The organism is Pseudomonas sp. LB3P14 (assembly GCF_054898045.1).
In genome coordinates this window covers 2,037,836-2,053,442 of the sequence record NZ_CM142714.1, presented here as the reverse complement: position 1 = coordinate 2,053,442, position 15,607 = coordinate 2,037,836, and the positions used below count along the sequence as shown (strand labels likewise).

Here is a 15,607-nt window from a genome sequence, read left to right as displayed (position 1 = left end):
GAGCAAGGCTTGCCCGCGAAGAGGCCAGCCCAGACGCTAAGAAACTCAGCCATTACCCGGCACATTCGGCCAAAGATCCGCCACCAGAAACAGCCGCTCGGCTTCTTCCCAATCGCCCTGGGCGTTTTCTGTGAGTCGCACCAGCAACTGCGCAGGCGCCAGTGGCTCCAGATCGCTAAGCCAGGCATTCAGTTGCTCAGTGTTCCAGGTCTGCTCCACTGGATAGTGCGCCGGTGCCAGCCAGGCATGGCGGGGCAGGGGTTGCCAGCGACCGAATGGACGCTGCACGACAAAGTCTGCCCAGTCCTTCTGATGCAGCCAGCTACCGCGTAAATGCTGTGGATGTGCGCCGTTCGGTGGCTCGGCCGGTCCCGGCCACGGATACAGCAAATAGCCCCCCAGCCACAAATGCGCACTGAACTGCTGGATATCCAGCGCCGCCAACACTTCGCGGCTCTCCGGGCGCGCCGAAATCGGCAATTGATGCTGAGTCAGGTGTGCCAGTTTGCGGTCCAGTCGATCGTGGCAGCCGGGACCGAGCCACTGCGCCGTGTCGTGTCCGTCGCCATTTTGCGGGCCAAGGTAAAGTTTGATCGCCAGTTCCAGATGATGCACGCCGTCGCGATCGCGCAGCAGCATGTCCAACTCGCCCAGCGTGTGGCCTTCGCGGCGGATCGGCATGTTGGCGGCGATCAGGTCGATGCCCGGCGCGTGCCGCACGGCGTACTGCCACAAACGTTCGTAATACAAACCCAGGCGCCGGGTTCGGGCCTGGGCCAGCCAGTGCAACAAGTCATAACTGTCGTGATCGAGTTGCCTGAGCCATTGCTCCAGTCGCTCCGGCGCCTCTACCCAGTCACTGCCGGCCAACGGATGGCGTTGCGGCCACGGGGTGACGTCGAGCATGGGCGGCGCGAGGATGACCCAGGCCAGGTCGCGCACTTCCGGGTGGCGCAACTGGTGGGGTAACTGCAGCAAATCGGGAAATAGGATCATCTTGCGAGCATAGCCCTAAACATGAGTACATCCTTGCCGCTGAAAGGATTTTGTCTATCCCGCGCTTTCGCCCATAATCGTGTTTTTCGCCGTCCTCGCAGGAACCCCATGGAGCAATTTCGCAATATCGGCATCATCGGTCGCCTGGGCAGTTCTCAGGTGCTGGATACCGTCCGCCGACTGAAACGGTTTCTGCTCGATCGTCACCTGCACGTGATCCTCGAAGACACCATCGCCGAAGTGCTGCCGGGCCATGGCTTGCAAACCTCGTCGCGCAAGATGCTCGGCGAAGTGTGTGACATGGTGATTGTGGTCGGTGGTGACGGCAGCCTGTTGGGCGCCGCCCGCGCGCTGGCCCGCCACAATATTCCGGTGCTCGGCATCAACCGTGGCAGCCTGGGCTTCCTGACCGATATTCGCCCCGATGAGCTGGAAGTCAAAGTCGCCGAAGTGCTCGACGGCCACTATCTGGTCGAGAACCGCTTTCTGCTGCAAGCCGAAGTCCGCCGCCACGCCGAGGCCATCGGTCAGGGCGATGCGCTGAACGATGTGGTGCTGCACCCCGGCAAATCGACGCGGATGATCGAGTTCGAGCTGTACATCGACGGCCAGTTCGTCTGCAGCCAGAAGGCCGACGGCCTGATCGTCGCCACGCCGACCGGTTCGACTGCCTACGCGCTGTCGGCGGGCGGGCCGATCATGCATCCCAAGCTCGACGCTATTGTGATTGTGCCGATGTACCCCCATACCTTGTCGGGTAGGCCGATTGTGGTCGATGGCAACAGTGAGCTGAAAATCGTCGTGTCCAAAGATATGCAGATTTACCCGCAAGTCTCCTGTGACGGGCAGAACCACTTCACCTGCGCGCCGGGTGACACCATCACTATCAGCAAGAAGGCCCAGAAGCTGCGGCTGATTCACCCGCTCGACCACAACTATTATGAAGTCTGCCGGACCAAACTCGGCTGGGGCAGTCGGTTGGGTGGTGGAGGCGATTGATGCTCGATCCCGCGCGTAGCTACGACCTGATCGGTGACGTGCACGGTTGCGCTCTAACCCTTGAGCACTTGCTCGACCGGCTCGGTTATCACAAACAAGATGGTGTCTGGCGGCATGCGTCGCGCATGGCGGTGTTCGTCGGCGACATCATCGACCGCGGCCCGCGTATTCGCGAAGCGCTGCACATCGTTCACGGCATGGTCGAAGCCGGCCAGGCGCTGTGCATCATGGGTAACCATGAATTCAACGCCCTCGGCTGGAGCACGCCGGCGCCTCCGGGCAGCGGCAAGCAGTTCGTGCGTGAACACACCCCGCGCCATGCCCGCTTGCTGAACGAAACCCTGACCCAGTTCGAAGACCATCCGGCTGACTGGCATGATTTCCTGCAATGGTTCTATGAGATGCCATTGTTCGTCGATGCCGGGCGTTTCCGGGTGGTGCATGCCTGCTGGGACTCGGGACTGATCGAACCGCTACGAGCACTGTTCCCCAACGGTTGCGTCGACGAGCACTTCCTCCAGGCCTCCGCGGTGCCGGGCAGTTTCGCCTGCACCGTGTTCGACCGCCTGTTGCGCGGTACCGACATGCGCTTGCCTCATGGGTTGACCATGACCAGCGGCGATGGCTTGACGCGTTCGTTCTTCCGCACCAAGTTCTGGGAAGACGACCCGCAAACCTACGGAGACATTGTGTTCCAGCCTGACGCCTTGCCCGAACCCGTGGCCCAGACGCCGCTGTCGTCCACCGAAAAAAACACCTTGTTGCGCTATGGCGTCGATGAGCCTTTGTTGTTCGTTGGCCATTACTGGCGCAGTGGCAAACCGGTGCCGATCCGGCCGAATCTGGCCTGTCTGGATTACAGCGCCGTGCTCTACGGCAAACTGGTCGCCTACCGTCTGGACCAGGAAACCCGTCTCGACCCGCGCAAATTCGTCTGGGTCGATGTCGAGCGGCCGGAGGTGCTGCGATGAGTGCCGTTGCCGTTTTACGTCTGCCGCTGGCGGTGGACTTGAGCGGGTTCGTCAAACTCTTGCAGCGCATGCAGGTGCCGCATCGGGTCAGCGAAGAGGCGGGTGAGCAGGTGCTGTGGGTGCCGGCCAACATCAGCGAAGACGTGCGCTCGTTGTACGAACGTTTCCCGGCCGGTGATCCCGATCAACAGCTGGACATTCCGGTGGCGCAAACCATAAAGCGTCCAGGTGTAGTCGAGCAACTGCGCCACGCCAAGGCGACAGCGTTCGTGTTGTTGCTGAGCCTGATTGTCGGCGTGGTGACGCTGCTGGGCGAAAACCTCGACACGATGCGCTGGCTGACCTTCCTCGATTTCCGCATTGTCGGCGAGTACATCCATTTCGTGCCATTGGCCGACAGCCTGGCGGCGGGGCAGTGGTGGCGTCTGGTGACGCCGATGCTGATCCACTTCGGTATCCTGCACCTGGCCATGAACGCCATGTGGTACTGGGAACTGGGACGACGCATCGAGTCGCGTCAGGGCAGCATCAACCTGATCGGCCTGACCTTGCTCTTCAGTCTGGTGTCGAACTACGCCCAGTATTATTTCAGTGGCCCGACCCTGTTTGGCGGGTTGTCCGGCGTGCTTTATGGCCTTTTAGGGCACTGCTGGATTTTCCAGACATTGTCGCCGAACCGGGCTTATCGCCTGCCGCGCGGTGTGCTGGTGATGATGCTGGTGTGGCTGCTGCTGTGTCTGTCCGGGCTGGTCTCGATGATCGGCTTCGGTGAAATTGCCAATGCGGCCCACGTCGGCGGGTTGCTCGTCGGATGCTTGACCGGTTTGTTGGGTGGTTTGTACAACCGCCGTAAACTGGCCGCCTAAATTAGTTATGTGAATAAAGAGCGCGGAGCCCTTGATGTCCTCTTTTAACGAAATGATCCAAAACATTACCCCCGATATCTACCAGAGCCTGAAACTGGCGGTGGAAATCGGTAAATGGTCCGACGGTGGCAAACTCACCGCCGAACAACGCGAACTGTCGCTGCAAGCGATGATCGCCTGGGAAATCCAGAACCTGCCCGAAGACCAGCGCACCGGTTACATGGGCGTACAGGAGTGCGGCTCCAAGTCGATCACCGTGCCGAACATCCTGTTCAAGTCGGATGCCGTCCATTGATTGAGATTGGCCGCGGTGCAATCAGCAAAATGTCGGCGCGCCTTGACGGGCCGAACGTGCAGTACGCGTTTCGTCTGGATGACGTCGAGGTCCCGGTCAATCCATTGATCGGCACCACGGTGCGCCTGGAATATCTGGGAGCGATTTTTTGCTCTCATTGCGGACGCAAGACCAAAACCAGTTTCAGCCAGGGTTATTGCTACCCGTGCATGACCAAACTGGCCCAGTGCGACCTCTGCATCATGAGCCCGGAGCGCTGCCACTATGACGCTGGCACGTGCCGAGAGCCTGAGTGGGGCGAGAAGTTCTGCATGACCGATCACATCGTGTATCTGTCCAACTCGTCGGGGGTGAAGGTCGGGATTACCCGCGCCACCCAGCTGCCGACTCGCTGGATCGATCAGGGCGCCCGTCAGGCGTTACCGATCATGCGCGTCTCGACCCGCCAGCAATCGGGGTTTGTCGAAGACCTGTTCCGCAGTCAGGTGGCGGACAAGACCAATTGGCGTGCTTTACTCAAGGGCGACGCGGTGTCGGTGAACCTGGCCGAGGTTCGCGATCAGTTGTTCGACAGTTGCGCCGAGGGCCTGCAAACGTTGCAGGAACGATTCGGCCTACAAGCAATCCAGACCATTGCCGATGTAGAAACGCTCGAGATCCGCTATCCGATCGAGCAATACCCGGCGAAGATTGTCAGCTTCAACCTGGACAAGAACCCGATTGCCGAAGGCACGCTGCTAGGGATCAAGGGCCAATACCTGATCTTCGACACCGGCGTGATCAATATTCGTAAATACACGGCCTATCAGCTCGCCGTGCATCAGTAAGGACTCCAGCATGCGCACCGAACAACCGAAGATGATCTACCTGAAAGACTATCAGGCGCCTGAGTACCTGATCGACGAGACGCACCTGACCTTCGAGTTGTACGAGGACCACAGCCTGGTCCATGCGCAACTGGTGATGCGCCGCAATCCTGAGCGTGGCCCGGGCCTGCCGCCGCTGGTGCTGGATGGCCAGCAGCTTGAATTGCTGTCGGTCACCCTGGCCGACAACGAGTTGAGCGCCGCTGACTACCAGTTGACTGAAAACCATCTGACCCTGCACCCGACCAGCACCACGTTCACGGTTGACACCAGCGTCAAGATCCACCCGGAAACCAACACCGCGCTGGAAGGCCTGTACAAATCCGGCACGATGTTCTGCACCCAGTGCGAGGCCGAAGGCTTCCGCAAGATCACCTATTACCTCGACCGTCCGGACGTGATGAGCACGTTCACCACCACGGTCGTCGCCGAGCAGCACAGCTATCCGGTGCTGCTGTCCAACGGCAACCCGATTGCCTCAGGTCCCGGCGAAGACGGCCGACACTGGGCGACCTGGGAAGACCCGTTCAAGAAACCTGCCTACCTGTTCGCGCTGGTGGCCGGTGATTTGTGGTGCGTCGAAGACACCTTCACCACCATGACTGACCGCTCCGTGGCGCTGCGCATTTATGTCGAGCCGGAAAACATCGACAAGTGCCAACACGCCATGAACAGCCTGAAGAAGTCCATGCGCTGGGACGAAGAGGTCTATGGCCGTGAGTACGACCTGGACATCTTCATGATTGTCGCGGTCAACGACTTCAACATGGGCGCCATGGAGAACAAGGGCCTCAACATCTTCAACTCCAGCGCCGTGCTGGCCCGCGCCGAAACCGCCACCGACGCCGCGCACCAGCGGGTCGAGGCGATCGTTGCGCACGAGTACTTCCACAACTGGTCGGGCAACCGCGTGACCTGCCGCGACTGGTTCCAGTTGTCGCTCAAGGAAGGCTTCACCGTGTTCCGTGATTCGGGTTTCTCCGCCGACATGAACTCGGCCACCGTCAAGCGCATCCAGGACGTCGCGTACCTGCGGACCCACCAGTTCGCTGAAGACGCAGGTCCCATGGCTCACGCCGTGCGCCCGGACAGCTTCATCGAGATTTCCAACTTCTACACCCTGACCGTGTACGAAAAGGGTTCGGAAGTGGTCGGCATGATCCATACCTTGCTCGGTGCCGAAGGCTTCCGTAAAGGCAGCGACCTGTACTTCGAACGCCATGACGGCCAAGCCGTGACCTGCGACGACTTCATCAAGGCCATGGAAGACGCCAACGGTGTCGACCTGAGCCAGTTCAAACGCTGGTACAGCCAGGCCGGCACACCGCGCTTGGCGGTCAGCGAGTCCTACGACGCTGCGGCGAAAACCTACAGCCTGACGTTCCGTCAAAGCTGCCCGGCAACCCCGGACAAGGTTGAGAAGTTGCCGTTCGTGATTCCGGTCGAATTGGGCCTGCTGGACGCCAAAGGTGCGGCCATTGCGTTGCGTCTTTCCGGTGAAGCCAGCGCTCAGGGCACCTCACGGGTTATTTCGGTGACTGAAGCCGAGCAGACGTTCACCTTCATCGACATCGCTGAACAGCCATTGCCTTCGTTGCTGCGTGGCTTCTCGGCGCCGGTGAAACTGAGCTTCCCGTACAACCGCGATCAGCTGATGTTCCTGATGCAGCACGACAGTGACGGCTTCAATCGTTGGGATGCCGGTCAGCAACTGTCGGTGCAGGTCCTGCAAGAGTTGATCGCCCAGCAACAGAAGGGCGAAAAACTGGTGCTGGATCAGCGTTTGATTTCTGCCTTGCGCACCGTGCTGTCTGACGAGACGCTGGACCAGGCAATGGTCGCGGAAATGCTCTCGCTGCCGGGCGAGGCGTATCTGACCGAAATCAGTGAAGTCGCTGACGTTGACGCCATTCATATCGCTCGCGAGTTTGCTCGTAAGCAATTGGCAGAAGGGTTGTTTGAGGCGTTGTGGCTGCGTTATCAGGCCAATCGCGATCTCTCGAAGAAAACCCCGTATGTGGCTGAGGCCGAACACTTCGCTCGTCGCGCGTTGCAGAACATCGCGCTGTCGTACCTGATGCTCAGCGGTAAGCCGGAAGTGTTGGCGGCGACACTGGAGCAATTCGAGACGAGCGACAACATGACCGAGCGCCTGACGGCGTTGGCGGTGGTGGTGAATTCGTCGTTCGAAGAAGAGAAGGCCACGGCACTGGCGAGTTTTGCCGAGCACTTCAAGGACAACCCGCTGGTCATGGATCAGTGGTTCAGCGTTCAGGCGGGCAGTGTGTTGCCCGGTGGTCTTGAGCGGGTCAAGGCGTTGATGCAGCATCCGGCGTTCAACATCAAGAACCCGAACAAGGTGCGGGCGCTGGTGGGGGCGTTTGCCGGGCAGAACCTGATCAACTTCCATGCGGCTGACGGGTCTGGGTATCGGTTCCTGGCGGATCTGGTGATCGAGTTGAACGGGTTTAATCCGCAGATCGCTTCTCGGCAGTTGGCGCCACTGACTCGCTGGCGCAAGTATGACGATGCGCGTCAGGCGTTGATGAAAGGCGAGTTGGAGCGGATTCGTGCTTCGGGTCAACTCTCGAGCGATGTGTTCGAGGTGGTCAGCAAAAGCCTGGCCTGATCTTGCCTACCTGATCGTTCCCACGCTCTGCGTGGGAATGCAGCCCGGGACGCTCCGCGTCCCAAAGCGGACGCAGAGCGTCCATTGAGGCATTCCCACGCGGAGCGTGGGAACGATCTTCTGCCACATCACCCCTCCGAATGCCTCCCCATTCACCCACGCCCGTTATCCCCCCAGTTAACAAAACATAACGTGGCGTCGATTGTCAGACCTTTCCAAACCCCGATAGGATAAGCCAGCTTCCGAAGGGGCTCTAGATTGCGTATTCCAGGACTATGCTCCAGAAAAGGCAATCCAAAAGAGCAGCCCTTGCGGCGCCCTGAAAGGTTGAACGACCTAACAATAATAATGGGGGAAGGTCTATGAGTGAGCCTGTCATGGGTGTGGGTATCTGCCGCCCGCCGGCACTACGCAAATTCGCGTTGCTGGCTACAGCGCTCTCGCTGTTGGGCTGTGCCGTGTTGTCGGCACCTGCACTGGCCGCTGCTGCGCCAGCATCCGACATTGTTTATTCCGTTGAGTCTGCCAAAGCCAGCAAGAGCCTGATGCTCGACGTCGTGCACGCCGGCTCTCGTCTGGTGGCGGTCGGGGATCGCGGGCACATTCTGTATTCCGATGACCAGGGCGCGACCTGGACCCAAGCCAAGGTGCCGACCCGACAACTCCTGACGTCGGTATTTTTCGTCGACGACAAACACGGTTGGGCCGTCGGCCATGACGCGCAAATCCTCGCCAGCGAGGACGGCGGCGTCACCTGGACCAAGCAATATGAAGATCTGAAACGCGAATCGCCGCTGCTCGACGTCTGGTTCAAGGACGTCAACAGCGGCTTTGCCGTGGGCGCTTATGGTGCGCTGCTGGAAACCACCGACGGCGGCAAGAACTGGGAAGACGCCAGCGATCGCCTGGACAACGAAGACCAGTACCACCTCAACGCCATTGCCGCGGTCAAGGATACCGGTCTGTTCATCGTCGGTGAGCAGGGCAGCATGTTTCGCTCCGCCGACTGGGGCCAGACCTGGGAGAAGCTTGAAGGCCCATACGAAGGCTCACTGTTTGGCGTGATCGGCACCGCTCAGGCCAATACGCTGCTGGCCTACGGGTTGCGGGGCAATCTGTTTCGCTCCACCGATTTCGGCACCACCTGGGAGCCAATCGAGTTGAAGGCGGCTCGCGGTGCGCTGGAATTCGGTCTGTCTGGCGCGACGCTGCTCGACGACGGTTCCATCGTGATCGTCGGCAACGGCGGCTCCGTGATCCGCAGCAGCGACAACGGCGAAACCTTCAGTGTGTTCAACCGTCCGGATCGCATTTCCGTTTCGGCAGTCACCGCAGCGGGCAACGGCAATCTGATTCTGGCAGGACAGGGTGGCATTCGCGTCACTTCGCCAACCGGCGCAGAGAATGGAAAAAATGGGTCGTCCAAATGAGCCGGGCAAATAATAAGAAGGCGGGTCTATGACATCCTTGAGCAGTCATCACCAAGACAAGGCGACGTTTCTTGAACGCCTGATTTTCAACAACCGCCCGGCAGTGATCGTGATCTGTCTGCTGGTGAGTATTTTTCTGTTCTGGCAGGCGACGCTGATCCGGCCGTCCACCAGTTTCGAAAAAATGATCCCGCTTGAGCATCCATTCATTCAAAAGATGATGGAGCACCGCAACGATCTGGCGAACCTGGGCAACACGGTGCGCATCTCGGTTGAGGCCACTGACGGCGACATCTTCTCCAAGGAGTACATGGAGACCCTGCGCCAGATCAACGACGAGGTGTTCTACATCTCCGGTGTTGACCGTTCCGGTCTCAAGTCGCTGTGGAGTCCGAGCGTACGCTGGACCGAAGTGACAGAGGAGGGCTTCGCCGGTGGTGAAGTGATTCCGCAGAGCTATAACGGTTCCCAGCAAAGCCTCGATCTGTTGCGCAACAACGTGCTCAAGTCCGGTCAGGTCGGGCGTCTGGTGGCCAACGACTTCAAGTCGAGCATTGTCGATATCCCGCTGCTGGAGTCCTACCCGGACCCACAAGACCAGGGCAAGTTGCTGGCGTTGGACTATCGGAAGTTCTCTCACGAACTCGAAGACAAGATCCGTAACAAGTTCGAAGCCCAGAATCCTAACGTGCAGATCCACATCGTCGGTTTCGCCAAGAAGGTCGGCGACCTGATCGATGGGCTGGTCATGGTGGTGATGTTCTTCGGCGTCGCCTTCATCATCACGTTGATTCTGCTGTACTGGTTCACCAACTGCATGCGCAGCACCGTGGCGGTGTTGAGTACAACGTTGGTGGCGGTGGTCTGGCAGCTCGGCTTGATGCACTTTTTCGGCTTCGGGCTTGATCCTTACTCGATGCTCGTGCCGTTTCTGATCTTCGCCATCGGTATTTCCCACGGCGTGCAGAAAATCAACGGTATTGCCTTGCAGTCCAGCGAGGCAGATAACGCTTTGACCGCGGCGCGGCGGACGTTCCGTCAGTTGTTCCTGCCGGGGATGATCGCGATCCTCGCGGATGCGGTGGGTTTCATCACGCTGCTGATCATCGACATCGGGGTGATTCGTGAACTGGCCATCGGCGCGTCCATCGGCGTGGCGGTGATCGTGTTCACCAACCTGATCCTGCTGCCAGTGGCGATTTCCTACGTCGGCATCAGCAAACGCGCCGTGGCTCGCAGTAAAAAGGATGCAACCCGCGAACACCCGTTCTGGCGCCTGTTGTCGAACTTTGCCAGCGCGAAAGTCGCACCGGTGTCGATTGTTTTGGCCTTGTTGGCCTTCAGCGGTGGCCTCTGGTACAGCCAGAACCTGAAAATCGGTGACCTCGACCAAGGCGCGCCTGAACTGCGTCCGGACTCGCGCTACAACAAAGACAACAACTTCATCATCAGCAACTACTCCACCAGTTCCGACGTGTTGGTCGTGATGGTCAAGACCAAGTCTGAAGGTTGCTCGCGCTACGAAGCCATGGCGCCGATCGACGAGCTGATGTGGAAGATGCAGAACACCGAGGGCGTGCAGTCAGCGATCTCGCTGGTGACCGTGTCCAAGCAGATGATCAAGGGTATGAACGAGGGCAACCTGAAATGGGAAACCCTGTCGCGTAACCCGGACGTGCTGAACAACTCCATCGCTCGGGCTGATGGTCTGTACAACAACAGTTGCTCATTGGCACCGGTGCTGGTGTTCCTCAACGATCACAAGGCCGCAACCCTGGATCGCGCGGTGCATGCAGTGCAAGACTTCGCCAAGGAGAACAACAAGGAAGGCCTGGAATTCATCCTCGCGGCGGGTAACGCTGGCATCGAGGCGGCCACCAACGAGGTGATCAAGGAATCCGAGCTGACCATCCTGATTCTCGTCTACATCTGCGTCGCGACCATGTGCATGATCACCTTCCGTTCCTGGGCGGCGACCTTGTGCATCGTGCTGCCGCTGGTACTCACCTCGGTACTCGGCAATGCCCTGATGGCCTTCATGGGGATCGGCGTGAAAGTCGCAACCTTGCCGGTGGTGGCGCTAGGTGTGGGGATTGGCGTGGACTACGGGATCTACATCTACAGCCGACTCGAAAGCTTCCTGCGTGCTGGCCTGCCGTTGCAAGAGGCGTACTACCAGACGCTGAAGTCCACCGGTAAAGCCGTGTTGTTCACCGGTCTGTGCCTGGCGATCGGTGTATGCACCTGGATCTTCTCGGCCATCAAGTTCCAGGCCGACATGGGCCTGATGCTGACCTTCATGTTGCTCTGGAACATGTTCGGCGCACTGTGGCTGCTGCCAGCACTGGCGCGGTTCCTGATAAAACCGGAGAAACTGGCGGGGCAGAAGGGCAATTCGTTGTTTGCTCACTGATCCCAGGCTGAAACAAAAAAGCCGCAACCATGGTTGCGGCTTTTTTGTGTGCGAGATCGAAAGATCGCATCCTGATCGTTCCCACGCTCCGCGTGGGAATGCATCCCGTGACGCTCCGCGTCACAGCCTCAACAGCGGACGCAGAGCGTCCATGGCGGCATTCCCACGCGGAGCGCTCATCGTTCTACATAACTCTGTTTTCAAGTATTTTTGAAACTCGAAGAAATGGAGAACGAAGATTGAATTGGGCACAGGACGAAATGAAAACCGCCGACTTGGGTGATGGCCGTTTAAATGCCAGGCTCGCCAGCTTTTTAGGACGCCTAGCCGATCATCCCGGCAACAGCATCCCGACCGCTTGTCGAGGGCTGGCAGAAACCACGGCGGCCTATCGATTTCTTGATAATGAGAAAGTCACGTTCCAGAAGGTGTTGCGGCCCCATCAGGACGCGACCCTGCAACGGATGCAAAGCAGTCCCGTGGTGCTGTTGGCGCAAGACACGACCGAGATGGACAAATGGGTCAATCTCGGTCCCAAAGGGATGGGCACGATCAAGGCGCAGAAGAAGTTTTCTCGACGTCTGCACCCAACCATTGCCTTTACCCCCGAACGTATTTGTCTGGGCGTCGTCGATGCTCAGTGGTGGAGCCGCGATAAACCGAGCCCCCGCCATGAGCGCCGAGATAAAGGGATTGATGAGAAAGAGAGTCAGCGCTGGATTGACAGTTATCAAACCAGTTGCGCGATTCAGGGGCAGCTACCGCAGACCCTGGTGGTCAACCTCGCCGATGCTGAGGGTGATCTGTACGAATGGTTTGTTGATTATCAGCAATTCGCTCCAGACACGCAGGCCCAATGGATCGTGCGGGCGGCTCAAGACAGGCGCTTGCTGGGGGCTGACAACGGGAAGTTGTGGTCGGCACTGGATCAGGCACCGTCCTTGGGAACACTCAAGGTTGAAGTCAAAGCTCGTCCCCAGCGCCCCGCCCGACTGGCTGATGTCACCTTGCGCGCGGCAACCGTGACCCTGCGTGCCCCCGACAGGCCGGGTTATAAATTGCCCAGCGTCTCGATCAATGCTGTGTTGGCCCGTGAAGAAAACGCCATAGACGGTGTTGAACCTCTGGAGTGGCTGCTGCTGACCAGTCTGCCGGTCACTAGCCTGGAGCAGGCGAGCACCGTGGTTGAGTGGTACGGGGTACGCTGGTCTATCGAAGTGTTTTTCAATGTGCTGAAGAATGGTTGTCAGGTCAGTCGATTGCAGCTGGAGACCGAGGAACGGTTGTTGCCCTGCATTGGTTTGTACCTGATCACGACCTGGCGTGTGCTGTACAGCCTGATGCTGGGACGTGCTTGTCCCGATCTAAGCTGCGAGATGGTGTTTGAGGCTTCGGAGTGGAAAGCAGCCTATATCGTGGTCAAACGGTGCCAACCGCCCACTGCGCCCCCTTCTTTAGGAGAAATGGTTTTACTGGTCACGAGCCTGGGAGGCTACTTGGGGCGTAAAAATGACGGACCTCCCGGCCCCAAGGCCATGTGGATAGGGATGCAACGAATACGTGAGTTTGTTATCGCATTAGACGCCCAGCGTGCGCTCATCGAGAGTTGTGTAGAACGATGAGCGCGGAGCGTGGGAACGATCAGGTACTGTGATCTTTTGACTTTGCTCTATGACAAATCGGTACCCAGCACCGCATTCAACGCACTACGCGCATCATCCAGTTGCACCAGCGTGGCATGCCGTGCACCGAGTGCATCGCGATTCTCGATCGCCGTCAGAATCGCCTTATGCCGTGGCAATGCCAGTTCATGCAGATTCGGCCGCTGGTTGGAATGCTTCAAGGCTTCGGCAATCGCCACCGACAGCATGTTGCACAGGTTCGCCAGCAAGTCGTTGTGAGTCGCATCGGCAATCCGGCTATGGAAATCCAGGTCCGGTTGCAAGAGCGCTTCGGGGGTCGGTGCGGCTTCCATGCGTTGGTAGGCTTCACCGATCGAAGCGATGTCATCGTCCGTGGCGAACTGCGCGGCGAGGGCAGCCGCAGCGGGTTCGATGATGCTGCGCACGCTGGTCAGCAAATCGAAAAATTCATTCTGCGGGCTGCTTTGCATCAGCCAATGCAAAACGTCCGGGTCAAGCATGTGCCACTCCTTGCGCTGCTTGACCACCGTGCCGACCCGCGGACGGGAATACACCAGTCCCTTGGCGACAAGTACGCGTGTGGCCTCGCGCAGCACCGGGCGGCTGACCGCGTACTCCTCGCACAGCAGGGCTTCAGGGGGCAGTTTGTCGCACGGTTTGAAGCGCCCGGAAACGATCTGCATGCCCAGTTCCTGGACGATGCGCGAATGCATGCTTTTGCGGTCGGAGAGTTTGCGGTAATCCATGGGAAGCTGCGCGATTCTGTGCGATGGGGTGCCGCGCATGATAACAGGCGCGCGGTAATCGTTCCCATGCTTCGCGTGGGAATGCATCAAGGGACGCTCTGCGTCCCCTCGCGGTAAGTGACGCGGAGCGTCACGGGCTGCATTCCCACTCGGAGCGTGGGAACGATCATCGGGGGTATGAGCTATCATTGCGTCTTTCCCATTCAAAGATTAACTGCCATGACTGCCGCTACCGACACCTTGCTCGCCACCCTCGAACACTGTGACATGGTGGAAATCGACGGGCTGCACGCCTTCGAATTCTCCCTCGATGAAGACGAAAATCTGCACATCGAATGCATAGACGGCCGTGAGTCCAAGCACTGGGAGTTCACCCCGGCCGAGGTCGAGGCGGCGACCTTCGATCCAACCCTGCAAAGCTGGCTGATCACCGGCGATTCCGGCGAGCACCGGCTGGTGTGCATGACCGCATTCCGCGGTGGTGACGATGAGGAAGAAGCGAATGAGGATGCGTAAGCTCTGGCCGCTGTTGATCGCCGGCAGCGTCGGCGCGATGGGCTTTCAGGCTGCGTCGGCCGAGGACTATCAGTTGCTGGTCGGTTCCTACACGGCCGGTCAGAGCCAAGGGATTTATCGGCTGAACTTCGACGCCGTCACCGGGCAGATCGACGCCAAACCGCTGCAAGTGGTCAAGAGTGAAAACCCGTCCTGGCTGACCCTGTCCAAGGATCAGCATCGCCTGTTCGTGGTTAACGAAAACGGCCCCGGACAGGCTGATCCGGTAGGGCGCGTCAGCAGCTATGCGATCGATCCCAAAACCCATGCGCTGAGCCTGATCAATCAGGTGCAGAGCCTGGGCAACGAGCCGACTCATTCGAGCCTCAGCGTTGACGACAGTCACCTGTTTGTCAGCAACTATTCGGTGGCTGAAGATCCGGGTGGCACCTTGGCGGTGTTGCCGGTGGGCGCCGATGGCCAGCTCAAACCGGTGGTGCAGATGAGCAGCCATCCGTCCAGCCGGGTGAATCCCGAGCGGCAGATGTCGGCGCACGTGCATTCGACGGTTTCGTCACCGGACGGCAAATATTTGTTCTCCAATGACTTGGGCGCCGACCAGATCTTTGTCTACCGCTTCGACCCCAAGGCCAACGCGGAACTGCCATTGACTGCCGCTACACCGGCGTCCGTCCAGTTGCCACCCGGTAGCGGGCCGCGTCATCTGCTGTTCAGCGCCGATGGCAAGCACGCGTGGCTGACCATGGAAATGAGCGCGCAGGTTGCGGTGTTCGATTACAAGGACGGCAAACTTGAGCAAACACAGACGGTCGAGTTGGCGACGGGGCAGCCCGTTTCGGACAAAGCAGCCGCTGCGCTTCACGCGTCGCGCGATGGCAAGTTCCTCTACGTCAGCAACCGTGGCACCGCCAATCAGCTGCTGGTGTTCGCCATCGATCCTGCGACCGGCCACCTCAAGGAGCTGCAACGCCGTTCCGTGGAAGGCGATCACCCGCGTGAGTTCAGCCTCGATCCGAGTGGCAAATTCTTGCTGATCGCCAACCAGAAAAGCAACCAGATTGTCGTCGTCGAGCGCGATACCAAGACCGGTCTGCTGGGCAAAACCGTGCAAAAACTGCCGATGGATGCCCCGAGCGACCTCAAGTTCCTGGTGCGTCAATAGGCCGCAGGCCCCGGTTGATGGGGCCTGCATCCTTCTATTAATGACGCTGATATCTGCTAATGCTACAAAGGATTT

At 59.1% G+C, this 15,607-nt stretch carries 13 protein-coding genes; 11 read left to right on the top strand and 2 right to left on the bottom strand.

Going from position 1 to position 15,607, the window contains the following annotated elements:
• Positions 1 to 45: 45 nt before the first annotated feature.
• Positions 46 to 996, bottom strand: coding sequence for a DUF1853 family protein (locus ACYZT5_RS09405; RefSeq protein ID WP_462050846.1), 951 nt, complete (start codon positions 994 to 996; stop codon positions 46 to 48).
• Between the two features lie 108 nt (positions 997 to 1,104).
• Here ACYZT5_RS09405 and ACYZT5_RS09400 point away from each other — a divergent pair, with 108 nt between their 5' ends.
• From ACYZT5_RS09400 to ACYZT5_RS09360, 9 genes are all read left to right on the top strand, one after another.
• Positions 1,105 to 1,995, top strand: coding sequence for an NAD(+) kinase (locus ACYZT5_RS09400; RefSeq protein WP_010459816.1), 891 nt, complete (start codon positions 1,105 to 1,107; stop codon positions 1,993 to 1,995).
• A complete protein-coding gene (locus tag ACYZT5_RS09395; RefSeq protein WP_462050845.1) occupies positions 1,995 to 2,966 on the top strand; it encodes a metallophosphoesterase in 972 nt (323 codons plus the stop codon). The genes ACYZT5_RS09400 and ACYZT5_RS09395 overlap by 1 nt, the downstream gene beginning before the upstream one ends.
• Positions 2,963 to 3,832, top strand: a complete 870-nt coding sequence (locus ACYZT5_RS09390; protein ID WP_462050844.1) for a rhomboid family intramembrane serine protease — start codon at positions 2,963 to 2,965, stop codon at positions 3,830 to 3,832. Before ACYZT5_RS09395 ends, ACYZT5_RS09390 begins: the two co-directional genes overlap by 4 nt.
• Positions 3,833 to 3,866: 34 nt before the next feature.
• Positions 3,867 to 4,127, top strand: a complete 261-nt coding sequence (locus ACYZT5_RS09385; protein WP_449644620.1) for a YeaC family protein — start codon at positions 3,867 to 3,869, stop codon at positions 4,125 to 4,127.
• Positions 4,124 to 4,954 carry a DUF2797 domain-containing protein gene (locus ACYZT5_RS09380; protein WP_462050843.1) on the top strand — a complete coding sequence of 277 codons (831 nt, stop codon included), beginning with the start codon at positions 4,124 to 4,126 and terminating at the stop codon, positions 4,952 to 4,954. The genes ACYZT5_RS09385 and ACYZT5_RS09380 overlap by 4 nt, the downstream gene beginning before the upstream one ends.
• Before the next feature lie 10 nt (positions 4,955 to 4,964).
• Positions 4,965 to 7,622, top strand: a complete 2,658-nt coding sequence (pepN, locus tag ACYZT5_RS09375; RefSeq protein ID WP_462050842.1) for an aminopeptidase N — start codon at positions 4,965 to 4,967, stop codon at positions 7,620 to 7,622.
• Between the two features lie 362 nt (positions 7,623 to 7,984).
• Complete coding sequence (locus ACYZT5_RS09370) at positions 7,985 to 9,052, top strand: WD40/YVTN/BNR-like repeat-containing protein (protein WP_462050841.1); 1,068 nt, start codon at positions 7,985 to 7,987, stop codon at positions 9,050 to 9,052.
• A 28-nt stretch (positions 9,053 to 9,080) separates the two neighbouring features.
• A complete protein-coding gene (locus ACYZT5_RS09365) occupies positions 9,081 to 11,465 on the top strand; it encodes an efflux RND transporter permease subunit (RefSeq protein ID WP_462050840.1) in 2,385 nt (794 codons plus the stop codon).
• Between the two features lie 260 nt (positions 11,466 to 11,725).
• Positions 11,726 to 13,087, top strand: a complete 1,362-nt coding sequence (locus ACYZT5_RS09360; RefSeq protein ID WP_462050839.1) for an IS4 family transposase — start codon at positions 11,726 to 11,728, stop codon at positions 13,085 to 13,087.
• A gap of 47 nt (positions 13,088 to 13,134) precedes the next feature.
• Here ACYZT5_RS09360 and ACYZT5_RS09355 read toward each other — a convergent pair whose 3' ends face one another.
• On the bottom strand, positions 13,135 to 13,854 hold the full coding sequence (locus ACYZT5_RS09355; protein WP_462050838.1) for a FadR/GntR family transcriptional regulator: 720 nt from the start codon (positions 13,852 to 13,854) through the stop codon (positions 13,135 to 13,137).
• 219 nt (positions 13,855 to 14,073) lie between these two features.
• On the opposite strand from ACYZT5_RS09355, the gene ACYZT5_RS09350 reads away from it, so the two are divergent.
• A complete protein-coding gene (locus tag ACYZT5_RS09350; protein WP_462046109.1) occupies positions 14,074 to 14,370 on the top strand; it encodes a DUF5629 family protein in 297 nt (98 codons plus the stop codon).
• Entirely contained in the window at positions 14,363 to 15,532 is a 1,170-nt protein-coding gene (locus tag ACYZT5_RS09345; protein WP_462052221.1) for a lactonase family protein, read from the top strand. The genes ACYZT5_RS09350 and ACYZT5_RS09345 overlap by 8 nt, the downstream gene beginning before the upstream one ends.
• Positions 15,533 to 15,607 lie beyond the last annotated feature (75 nt).